Origin of the sequence: Ornithinibacillus proteolyticus (assembly GCF_039581225.1) — a bacterium.
In the GTDB taxonomy this organism is placed as follows: Bacteria; Bacillota; Bacilli; order Bacillales; family Amphibacillaceae; genus Ornithinibacillus; species Ornithinibacillus massiliensis.
Window position 1 is genome coordinate 1 of sequence record NZ_JBCPXV010000071.1, and the last position, 10,092, is coordinate 10,092.

Annotated in this window: 14 protein-coding genes and 1 other RNA gene; 3 read left to right on the forward strand and 12 right to left on the reverse strand. The window is 37.7% G+C overall.

The window, feature by feature from the left end:
• Positions 1-152 precede the first annotated feature (152 nt).
• The 6 genes from AAIB49_RS18580 to AAIB49_RS18605 form a co-directional block, all read right to left on the reverse strand.
• Positions 153-962, reverse strand: a complete 810-nt coding sequence (locus AAIB49_RS18580; protein WP_343458917.1) for a cytochrome c oxidase assembly protein — start codon at positions 960-962, stop codon at positions 153-155.
• Positions 963-1,054: 92 nt separating this feature from the next.
• Positions 1,055-1,684 carry a response regulator transcription factor gene (locus AAIB49_RS18585; protein ID WP_343458918.1) on the reverse strand — a complete coding sequence of 210 codons (630 nt, stop codon included), beginning with the start codon at positions 1,682-1,684 and terminating at the stop codon, positions 1,055-1,057.
• A 12-nt stretch (positions 1,685-1,696) separates the two neighbouring features.
• Entirely contained in the window at positions 1,697-2,776 is a 1,080-nt protein-coding gene (locus AAIB49_RS18590; protein WP_343458919.1) for a sensor histidine kinase, read from the reverse strand.
• A 737-nt stretch (positions 2,777-3,513) separates the two neighbouring features.
• Complete coding sequence (locus AAIB49_RS18595; protein WP_339216126.1) at positions 3,514-4,029, reverse strand: DNA-deoxyinosine glycosylase; 516 nt, start codon at positions 4,027-4,029, stop codon at positions 3,514-3,516.
• 5 nt (positions 4,030-4,034) lie between these two features.
• On the reverse strand, positions 4,035-4,601 hold the full coding sequence (locus tag AAIB49_RS18600) for a DJ-1/PfpI family protein (RefSeq protein WP_343458920.1): 567 nt from the start codon (positions 4,599-4,601) through the stop codon (positions 4,035-4,037).
• 165 nt (positions 4,602-4,766) lie between these two features.
• Positions 4,767-5,033 carry a DUF4190 domain-containing protein gene (locus AAIB49_RS18605; RefSeq protein WP_339216130.1) on the reverse strand — a complete coding sequence of 89 codons (267 nt, stop codon included), beginning with the start codon at positions 5,031-5,033 and terminating at the stop codon, positions 4,767-4,769.
• Between the two features lie 164 nt (positions 5,034-5,197).
• On the opposite strand from AAIB49_RS18605, the gene AAIB49_RS18610 reads away from it, so the two are divergent.
• Together AAIB49_RS18610 and AAIB49_RS18615 are read left to right on the forward strand one after the other, a co-directional pair.
• Positions 5,198-5,770, forward strand: a complete 573-nt coding sequence (locus AAIB49_RS18610) for a Maf family protein (protein ID WP_343458921.1) — start codon at positions 5,198-5,200, stop codon at positions 5,768-5,770.
• 163 nt (positions 5,771-5,933) lie between these two features.
• Entirely contained in the window at positions 5,934-6,380 is a 447-nt protein-coding gene (locus tag AAIB49_RS18615) for a YhfM domain-containing protein (RefSeq protein ID WP_343458922.1), read from the forward strand.
• Positions 6,381-6,561: 181 nt separating this feature from the next.
• On the opposite strand, the gene AAIB49_RS18620 is transcribed toward AAIB49_RS18615, so the two are convergent.
• Positions 6,562-7,539, reverse strand: a complete 978-nt coding sequence (locus AAIB49_RS18620; RefSeq protein ID WP_343458923.1) for an alpha/beta hydrolase — start codon at positions 7,537-7,539, stop codon at positions 6,562-6,564.
• Between the two features lie 86 nt (positions 7,540-7,625).
• Positions 7,626-7,994 carry a VOC family protein gene (locus AAIB49_RS18625; RefSeq protein WP_339216138.1) on the reverse strand — a complete coding sequence of 123 codons (369 nt, stop codon included), beginning with the start codon at positions 7,992-7,994 and terminating at the stop codon, positions 7,626-7,628.
• Between the two features lie 148 nt (positions 7,995-8,142).
• Between AAIB49_RS18625 and AAIB49_RS18630 the strand changes: the two genes are divergently transcribed.
• Positions 8,143-8,919 (forward strand): alpha/beta fold hydrolase, encoded by a 777-nt coding sequence (locus tag AAIB49_RS18630; protein ID WP_343458925.1) that lies wholly within the window; start codon positions 8,143-8,145, stop codon positions 8,917-8,919.
• Between the two features lie 50 nt (positions 8,920-8,969).
• Here the strand turns inward: AAIB49_RS18630 and ssrS are convergent.
• The 4 genes from ssrS to AAIB49_RS18650 form a co-directional block, all read right to left on the reverse strand.
• Positions 8,970-9,156, reverse strand: a non-coding RNA gene (gene ssrS / locus AAIB49_RS18635) — 6S RNA.
• An 83-nt stretch (positions 9,157-9,239) separates the two neighbouring features.
• A complete protein-coding gene (locus AAIB49_RS18640) occupies positions 9,240-9,494 on the reverse strand; it encodes a sporulation protein (RefSeq protein WP_445254515.1) in 255 nt (84 codons plus the stop codon).
• 11 nt (positions 9,495-9,505) lie between these two features.
• On the reverse strand, positions 9,506-9,646 hold the full coding sequence (locus AAIB49_RS18645; RefSeq protein WP_186869238.1) for a small, acid-soluble spore protein L: 141 nt from the start codon (positions 9,644-9,646) through the stop codon (positions 9,506-9,508).
• A gap of 42 nt (positions 9,647-9,688) precedes the next feature.
• A complete protein-coding gene (locus tag AAIB49_RS18650) occupies positions 9,689-9,943 on the reverse strand; it encodes a hypothetical protein (RefSeq protein WP_343458924.1) in 255 nt (84 codons plus the stop codon).
• Between the last annotated feature and the right edge of the window lie 149 nt (positions 9,944-10,092).

The window sequence follows — 10,092 nt, forward strand, 5'->3', positions numbered from 1 at the left end:
TTGCCTTCAAGCCCTCCGCACATTCCCTCACGAGCATGCACTGCCTGTCAGCTATACACTTCCGCCACTACGGCGTGTTTGGGACTTTCACCCTTAAGTTCGGAGCGCTGCCAAGCGCACAAAAACAGCTCCCGAAACCGAGAGCTACTTTCTTACACTTTTTTTATCACTTGTCGTTTCATAACAGATGACACGGTTAATACGATTAGAAAAGAAGCGAGCAATATCCTCCCACTTAGCTGTTGCTCTGCTACTGGCTCAAACGGTAATAGTTGCAATACGACCTGTGGAGATAATTCAGCCCCTGCCGGCAAGCATACTTCCAATGCTTGGGTAAAAGTTGTCAAATCCGTGTATGCTTGATACATGATTTCCTTTGAAAATAGTAAAATCCCAGCGAGTGGAAAAATCATCCCTATACTTATGGCATGATAAATAAGTGTCCTTGTCCAATTACTTCCTCGAATAATTGGTATCCATAATAGTAATCCGGCAGCAAATAAAGCGAACAGGTAAAAGTAATTCCCATAGAGGTCCACACGAGCATTATCAAAGATCGGTGGATGGTGATATATGTATAAGGTTAAGAAAAATATACTAATACTTATATAAGGTTTCACTAGGAAAGAAACTATTTTAGTAACCCATTTATTCCTAAGTGCTCGGTCTAGAACGGTTCGTTTCATACCAAGTAACAATAATGGCGGTACAATCAAGCAAAGTAGAACGACTTGTATGATATGAACACTAAACTGAATTCGACCGATAATATTAATTGGACTCCCTGTCGCGATAAATAAGAGCATTAGTCCAAGGAAAAAGCAAACATTCTTCCACCAGGAATGCTTCTTCTCCTGTGGCAATAAAAACAGATAGATAACAGCGGCAAACGAAACGAACAGAAATATTCCTGTATTCCAAAGAGAGGCAAACGGAAATTCCTCTAACATAATGGCAAGCATGTCGAACACCTCTTATTTAGGTTCTTTCCCTCATTATAATGGATAGGAATGCTGGATATTGGTGTGAGATAGTACAACTTTTTGAATGATTGCTACAGTTCATGCTTTACCGCAAAAATCGCAAGTTGGGTACGGTCTCTCAAATCTGTTTTGTGCAAAATCTGGGTAATATGATTTTTCACAGTTCCAATTGAAAGAAAGAGTTCATCGGCAATTTCTTTATTTGTTTTTCCTTCGCCGACTAATCTAGTAATCGTTAATTCCCGTGGTGATAAATCAATTTTCACCGTTTCTTTGGTACGTTTTTGAAGTAAACGGGGCATTACTTTAGCTGCGACTTCATCATGTAGCATTAACCCACCATTCATACAGCTATGGACTGCTTCTAATAGCTTTGTTGAATCGGCTGTTTTCAATAAGAAGCCATTCGCTCCCTCTTTCAATGCTTCTACCACATATTCATCATCATTAAAGGTAGTTAGAATCAATATTTTAATAGTTGGCCACTGACGTTTAATCACTCTCGTCGCTTCAATTCCATTCATAATTGGCATGCGAACATCCATCATAATAAAGTCAATCGCATATTTTTCTAGAATAGCTATTGCCTCTGCACCATTTTCCGCTTCATGTGTCACCTGAATATGCTCGTCTTGCTCTAGAATAACCTTTAATCCCTGTCTTACAATTGCTTGATCTTCCACTAATAATACCCGCCACATATGATTGTCCTCCTACTCCGATGGAATAATTCCGGATACGTAAAATTGGTTTTCTTTCTGATACACATCGAGTCGTCCACCAATCTGTTCTAATCTCTTTTTCATATTGGTTAGACCGAAGCCGAATGTAAATGGCTTTACCTCATAAACGGCATTCGATATTTCAAAGGTGACATCTCCAATTGCAGATTTACCTAATACGACATGGATTTCTCTAGAATAACCATGTCTCATCGCATTGGTGAGGGCTTCTTGGAGCACCCGGTATAAGACAACACTATGATCATTTGATAATGGAACAGTAAGTACACCCTGCTTAATGGTGAACTGAACAACGATTTGACTTTCCGCTTCAAGCTTACGAATAAGATGTACGACTGTTGCAATTCCTTCGCTTTCTTCTGCCTGGAGTGTTTTCACAGCCTGTCTTGTCTCTCCTAAGCTATCCTCTGCCATCTTTTTCAACTCACGATAATCTTCATTTTTCGTCTGGATGGCTAATGTCTCCAGTTTCATAATTAAAGCTGTTAGTCGATGTCCAACTGAATCATGGATATCACGTGCAATTCGGTTCCTTTCCTCCACACGTGCAGTTTCTTCTGCAAGTAGATTCATTCTTTTTAGCTTACGATATTCACTACGTAATTCTTCATAAAGATTACGCTGGTCTTGTAGCATCGTGACGTATTGATTAATGGATAGAAGAAGGAAATATAAAAATACAACCATCACCATAATCGCTACTACATGACTCATTTGAAGATAACTAAGTAAAATGGATAAAAGCAAATTCATCAGGATATATAGCTTTAATTTATTCTCGCGCAACCGAAAAGATGCGATCATAGAAATATAAACTAATAGGATGATTGTTATTAGATTCTCTTCTGCTATAAGTAGCCCATGTAAGAAAATAATTAATGACAACAGGATGTACACATAAATCGGTACTTTTTTTAAGGATAGAAAGAAGAAACTGGCCATCGCCCCAGCAAAACATAAAATACTAACCCAACTATTGGTACTATATTGAATGATCAAATAGGTCCAAAGTAAGACAAATACAATAAACCTACCCCAGAAGTATTTCATAACACCCTACTTTCCTAGCATATAAATTTAATTATATTCTATCATAGTATACTTCTATATTTTGCTAAATTTCGCATTTAGTGAGATAAAACCAGACTACTCATTTGATGTATAAAAATTTGAAATTAGTATTTGTACCACAAATGCAACAAAAAAAGGCGTGGTTCTACAATTCACTACGCCTTGCGAATATATTCGTGTCGAGCAAGCTCCTCCCTATAGTAACAACAACATCTCGTTCCTTCGTCCCTTTCACAACATTATCTAAATAATCGACAATTCATAGGTATTTTGCCACAACAAACTAAATTCTAAGAATATTTTACCATTTCGTAATTATCGCGATACGAGAGCCCTTCTGATGTAGTATAATGAGGGGGACAATACGCTAGGCGTGAGACGATCAGAGTATTGGAGTTACTAACGGCGGCTTCATAAAAAATTCCCCAGGAAAGGGGCTGAAGCTTGTGATTCCAATTGAAAAAACTCTTGAGTTAATGTTAATGTTCTCAACACTAGTATTGTTAGTTGTGAACAGTCGTGAAAAAAAGTAATCACCCTGTCACTTTGTAAGGAACCAGGATAATTACCTTTTTCACCAAGATAGGAAGTCGCCGCAGCCTACGCAATTGTCTGAGTCGTAAGTTGCCGCTTACGACTCTCCCCTCTTTAGCTACGACACTCCCAAAGTCAATTATACAGAATGAGATATGCTACGCACAACACTTTTTTGAAAATTACATTTTTTCCTCAAGATAGGCAATTATTTGCTTCCATTCTTCCATCTTTTCAGGCAATTGTTTATTATAACGACCAGGAACCGGGCTAGAAGAAGGTAGTTTGATTACTGGGATATTCGATAAAGACTCTGGAGAAAAGTACTTCTTTAACGTGTTAAATGACTTGGTACCATTACATGCAATTAACTGTAAGGAAGGATATGCTTGAATGAGACCTGGAAGATCATTAGGCTCCTCACCATAAATCGATGAATCTAAACTCCCTTCTCGATAACAAGCACCAATTGCATCCCAAAGCGCAATATGCTTCTCCCTAAGAAAAGTCAGTTTATCCGCATAGCTAGAATCAGGATTTTCGTCAAACAAACCGTAGATTATCTTCCAAAAATGATTACGAGGGTTCCCATAATATTCCTTGCTCTCCAAGGATAAAACACTTGGCATGGATCCTACAATTAACACCCTAGATGTTTGGTTGATAACCGGTGGTAATCCAACAATTTTTTGTGCCATAACTGTTATACTTCTCCCTTACAAAATAACCGTGCACTTTCCCGTTGTTCATCATTTTTCCATAATTGTAGCTGATCGATCATCGCTAAGGTAAACTCTGGAAATGCAGTCCCCTTTGCAGTAATAAGATTATCCCGCACTTCTAGTCTTTCACCCGTATATTCTGCATCGGCAAATGCGTCCTGAAACATTTCATATGTATTCGGGGTACAAGTGAAACGATTCCCTTTTAATAAGCCTGCTTTACCGAGCAGGGTTGCCGACGCACAAATGGCGGCTATCGGTTTTTGAATACGATTTGCTTCTCGGAGAAAGTGATGGATCCGATTGTCTTCCAACACTTGGGATACACCATCCCCACCAGAAATTAAGATTACATCATAATCATTAGGGTTTGCATCCGCAATGGCTAGCCCTGGATTGGTTACAATCCCCCCTAAGCTTTCCACTGCTTCCCCATCAATTGTTGCAGTGACCACAGTAGCTTTCCCAAGCTTTCTTAAAAAGAATAACGTATGGGCAATTTCAAAATCAGCATACATCGGATAAGCAAAAAACAAAACACGAGTCATTCCCATTCCCCCTATTATATGTAATCCAGTATAAAGTAAATATTCTGGATTTTAAATAGAAATTATAGCATATTTACGAAGTGTCACCTCATCTTAACAAATGCCTATATCACGAAAAAACTTAAAAAGAGATCATCGTTACGATAACGTGATCTCTCGCTTTTACTAATAAGATAAAGAAAATGCAGCAATACCAAGGATAATAAAAAGAAAAAGAAGACCATATATTGCAACTCCAATAATGCTAGTTACTAATCCTGCAGTTGCTAGTCCACGCCCACCATCCTGGGTAACAGCAATTTCTTTAAAACTACTATTCGCTAAAATAATTCCAATTATACCAAGTATTAGTCCTACATATGGAATGACAATCGATAATATCCCTAGCACTAATGCTGCAACAGCTTTCCCGTTTGTTTGTTGTGTCTCCATTTAGATCCCCCAATTCCTCATTTATTTTAATGGTTTACTAATTTAAATTAACAAAGTTCTTCCTATATGTATAGATATTAATTCTCGTTCCTTTCACAATAAGCATCCAATCTAGTATACTTTACTATATACTAAATTATGTCAGATATATATGGAGGAAGTCAATGACCCATTCACTCGTATTAGCATCTACTTCACCACGCAGAAAAGAGCTACTAAAACTAGTAAACATTCCCTTTGTGATAAGAAAACAAGATGTAGATGAATCTGTCATTCAAACGGATAATCCAGCATTAAGAGCGAAACAGCTTTCCTTACATAAAGCAAAGCATGTGCCATTTATTGATTCGAATGAGGTAATTTTAACAGCAGACACTGTCGTAGCCTTCGAAGGAACTATTTATGGGAAACCGAATCATCACGAAGAAGCATATGAGATGCTTTCACGTTTAAGCGGGAATGTACATGACGTATATACTGGCGTAACCATCCGCTCACAGGAAAAAGTAGTTTCATTTGTGGAAAAAACAATGGTAGAATTTTGGCCGTTAACAGAAGAGGAGATCCATGCTTATATCGCAACTAAGGATGTCTATGATAAAGCAGGAGCCTACGGTATCCAAAGTCAAGGTGCTGCTTTAGTGAAGAAAATAGACGGCGACTATTATAATGTGGTAGGATTACCCATTTCGAGAGTTGTACGGGAATTGAAGGAATTTAACATTAACGCTGTATAAGAAAGTAGTAAAGGTTACTATATTTGCTAGGCATCCAAACGGTGTGTAGTATTCTCAATCGGTGTAACAATGAAGAGGACCAGGATGCTATATTTGTGAAACATGAAAGAAGTTTTCTCCGTCTTATCCGTAACATGGACTGAGAGGATTGGAGCGTAGATGGATGAAAAAAATAATTTTACTCTTATGTTTATCGAGTGTTCTATCTGGTTGCCAAACAGAAAATAACAGCGCAAATCAAGCAGAAATAATTAATACAGTAATACAACACAAGGATGCTAGTCCTTTAAATTTAAATGCAGACATTGCTACGATTAGTTTTTCAAAAGCAAAAGATGCCAGTCCAATTGTTTTGGAAGAGGCTGATAAGCTAGAGAAGTTAAAGCAAATAATTTCAGGTGCTAAAAAGGAAAAAGCTATCGTAAATATGGCTAACCCTGACTATTATATAGAAGTCATGGATACAAGTAATAACAAGCAACATTTTCATTTATGGATTGGCAAAGAAGGCCAAAAAAGCAGCTTGATGAATACAGATGACACACATACAATTTATACTGTATCAGAAGAAATGATGGATACGGTAATGGAATTAATTAATGTAAATTGATTTGTATGTATTATAAAAGAGAAGCTTTTAAAACCTAAGTAGTTCCACATTATCAGAACCTACTTAATCATAACTGCTTCTCTTTTTATATTATAATTCCTTTTCCAATACGACGACATCCTCTAGGAGGTATTGACTTTTTTGATATGTTTTAGTCGCCTGATCATCCTTCCTAGTTAGATCAGTCATGACTCTCATCATCTGTAGTTTCTTCTAATGCCTTGTCTAGAAATTGTTGTAAACGATCTTGAAATTCCTCGGTTGCAACATTATAAGCCTTTGTATGGCCAGCATTAGGCACAATCCACAGCTCTTTATCCCCACCAGCAGCTTCAAACAATTCATATGCCATTTCTGTCGGAACTAGCTCATCAGCATCCCCATGTATAATGAATAGGTCTCTCGTATTATTCTTCACCTGGTCAATCGCAGATGCTTCCCCAAAGAAATAACCAGCTCTCACCTTAGTAATCATACTTGTAATATCTAAAATTGGAAACGCTGGAATATGATATAAGTGCTTTAATTGATGCTTTAATTCCTCTTTTACTGTCGTATATCCACTGTCAGCAATAATTCCTTTTACTTCATCAGGAAGCTCTTCCCCACTAGTCATGAGAACTAGGGACGCCCCCATGGAATTACCATGTAAAACGATTTGCTCTGCTCCATACTCTTCTACTAATAAGTTAATCCACTGCACATAATCTAACCGGTCATGCCAGCCATATCCCACATAATCGCCTTCACTTTCCCCGTGACCTCTCGCATCTGGCAATAATACATCAAAGCCTTGATCATAATAAAACTTAACCAAATTATCCATATGATCTCGATTCCCACGATACCCATGAGCAAGAATGACCGCTTTTCCAGTTTTCCTATCGTTTTCTAGGTAACCGGCTTTTAATACTAAGTCATCATAGGATGTGATTTGCAAGACTTCTTGCTCCTGCTCCACGTACCACTTCTCCGCTTCTTCTAAAATAGCCAACGCTGTTTCACTTGCACTTGCATTCACACTTTCGGGCTCACTATGTAATTCGATTTCGGTGCCTCGTTTAATACCTTCGCTATAAAAATAATTCCCAGCTACTAGTAAACCAATCACCACAATTCCAACAATACTTCCCAACGCAATACTTATTTTTCTCTTCAATTGAAATCCCCCTGAAATGATATTTTTCTTACAATTTTACCATGAAAAAGGGGGGTCTCCCTATTAAAAGGAGAAACCCCTTACTTTTAAATCCACTCAAGAAATTCTAATCGGTTCCCGAATGGGTCATGTAAATAGAATCTGTTTGCACCTAGCAAATGGTCATCCACAATATATGCTGTATTTTTCTGATCGAGATAATGCTTCATCGCTTCAATATTCTTTACACGAATAGCGGGATGTGCCTTTCGTGCAGGCAAAAACGGCTCTTCTATCCCAATATGCAGATGAATCATGCCATTAGTGAACCAAACTCCACCTCGGCTTTTTAAGTTATCAGGCTTTTCTACCTCTGAAAACCCTAGTAAATCTTGATAAAACAATCGAGCCTTCTCTTCTCCACCTTTTGGAGCTGCTAACTGTACATGATCAAGTCTTTCGTAGTGAAAATCCATACCAATTCCTCCCCCTTTATACTTTCATCATAAGTAATATATAGAATAATTAAAAATACATAAAGCAAATACTTTTTGAAAACTTTTACTTATACCTTAATTTTTGAATTATGTTAAAATTTACTTAGTATCGTAAGTGAGGAGTTGAATTCATTTGAATTATAAAGAGTATTATGTAGAGAATGCCCCACTAATGGTTTTTCTTCATGGTGGAGGAGTCAGTGGCTGGATGTGGGACGAGCAAGTGAAATTTTTTACTACAACGTACCATTGCTTAGTTCCGGACCTACCAGGGCATGGCAAGAGCAAACACGATTCGTTTTCTATACAAGATAGTGCAGAGAAACTCATACAATTAATAAAGAAAAAAAAGAATGATAAACCAATCATTGTAATTGGCTTTTCACTAGGTGCACAAGTTCTTGTCAAAATGCTTAGCATACAGCCCCACTTCATTGACTATGCCATAATCAACAGCGCTTTAACGAAGCCAATGCCCTATAGTGCTAAATTAGTAACGCCTCTCTTTAAGCTATCCTTTCCTCTAGTAAAGTGGAAATCATTCGCTAAGCTCCAAGCAAAAGTGTTATACATAAAAGAAAGTCAATTGGATTTATACTATCAAGATAGTTCAGAAACTAGTCTTCATACCTTTATTCAAGTGATGCAAGAAAATATGTCCTTTAGTATCCCTAATGATTTTTATAAGGCTGACGGAAACATATTAGTTACGGTTGGTGAAAAGGAAAAGAAAATCATGCGCAAATCTGCAAGTGAATTAACCCATGCCAATCCAAATGCTACCGGAATTGTAATTCCTAAAATTGGCCACGGCATCTCTTTAGCAGACCCGACATTCTTTAATGATTTAATTGACGATTGGATTACAAAGCAGATTTTACCCAACCGTGTCAACATTATTTAAAAGCAAAATGACCAGCCTCCTCTCGGAAACTGGTCAGTTAATTGGCATATTCAGCAGCCACAAATGCCGTATTTGTAATAAAAAGTTTTAAACCACCACTTCACTAAGTGGGTGTTTGCAGAAACCTTCCTGTCTTCCGCTACACTATGGCGGCTCGACATTAGAGCTTCAATGTAAAACTCCCTATTATCTATTTAGAGGTTAAAACTTAGTAAAATACGTACATCGTAGCTTGTATATTTATATTACTACGTTCACGATGAATAATCAATGTCAATATCATCCAATTGAACAAAATAGGCTTATACTCCTAGCATATTTTAAAAGATTAATTCATATACTTCACGAAGCTGTTGCACCCGCACATCATCTTGAACATTTTCAGCATAATTAATTTCACGTTCCAGTATTTGATCCAAATACTGGATCTCTTTATCATCTAAATCATCAACAAACTCTCTTTCACTCTGATACGGATTATGCTTTAGCTTCTGATAAATCGTCTGACTTAGCTCACTGTCTTCATAGTTAGATAATGATTCTAGTAAGTATTGTAATGTATGGTCGATTGTCATCACCTGCTTTATTAAATCTTCGTATTCTTCTTCTTTGTCCGATCTTCCAATACAGATTTAGGACGGTGATTGGCAGTTTCCTCAGTCAATCCCTGTGGGTTAACACTTGATGTAACACGCTTTTTACTCCAGTTATCACTTTTTTCTGGCATAAAAGACACCTCCACTAGGTAGTATTTCTAAAATGTTGGGTTTTATCCTACTTGAATTCTGTGGGCGGGATGCAGGTTGCTTTGGGGAGTGGGCGCATCTTTCTCTGGTTTGGGATCATCTGTTTGCGAGATGGGCGCATCTTTCTCTGGTTTGGGCTCATCTTCTTGCGGGGTGGGCGCATCTTTCTCTGGTTTGGGATCATCTACTCGCGAGGCGGGCGCATCTTCCTCTGGTTTGGGCTCATTTACTCGCGAGGAGGGTGCATCTTCCTCTAGTTTAGGCTCATCTACTTTCAAATCTAATAATCACCACAATCAAAAGAGGCTGGGACAAAACTAGCCAGAAAGTAATAAAAAACTGGTTCTAAGCGATTGAAAATTGCTTGGAACCAGTTTTTTGAAATCATTTCCATTTCCTAAACTAGATTTACCCATTTTGGCGGTAT

Bases quoted from the DNA above. Each gene is read 5' to 3' on its own strand.
- AAIB49_RS18645 (WP_186869238.1), bottom strand. From the start codon at position 9,646: ATGCCAGAAAAAAGTGATAACTGGAGTAAAAAGCGTGTTACATCAAGT.
- AAIB49_RS18590 (WP_343458919.1), bottom strand. From the start codon at position 2,776: ATGAAATACTTCTGGGGTAGGTTTATTGTATTTGTCTTACTTTGGACC.
- AAIB49_RS18610 (WP_343458921.1), top strand. From the start codon at position 5,198: ATGACCCATTCACTCGTATTAGCATCTACTTCACCACGCAGAAAAGAG.
- AAIB49_RS18640 (WP_445254515.1), bottom strand. From the start codon at position 9,494: ATGACAATCGACCATACATTACAATACTTACTAGAATCATTATCTAAC.
- AAIB49_RS18625 (WP_339216138.1), bottom strand. From the start codon at position 7,994: ATGGATTTTCACTACGAAAGACTTGATCATGTACAGTTAGCAGCTCCA.
- AAIB49_RS18615 (WP_343458922.1), top strand. From the start codon at position 5,934: ATGAAAAAAATAATTTTACTCTTATGTTTATCGAGTGTTCTATCTGGT.
- AAIB49_RS18605 (WP_339216130.1), bottom strand. From the start codon at position 5,033: ATGGAGACACAACAAACAAACGGGAAAGCTGTTGCAGCATTAGTGCTA.
- AAIB49_RS18595 (WP_339216126.1), bottom strand. From the start codon at position 4,029: ATGGCACAAAAAATTGTTGGATTACCACCGGTTATCAACCAAACATCT.
- AAIB49_RS18580 (WP_343458917.1), bottom strand. From the start codon at position 962: ATGCTTGCCATTATGTTAGAGGAATTTCCGTTTGCCTCTCTTTGGAAT.
- AAIB49_RS18585 (WP_343458918.1), bottom strand. From the start codon at position 1,684: ATGTGGCGGGTATTATTAGTGGAAGATCAAGCAATTGTAAGACAGGGA.
- AAIB49_RS18600 (WP_343458920.1), bottom strand. From the start codon at position 4,601: ATGACTCGTGTTTTGTTTTTTGCTTATCCGATGTATGCTGATTTTGAA.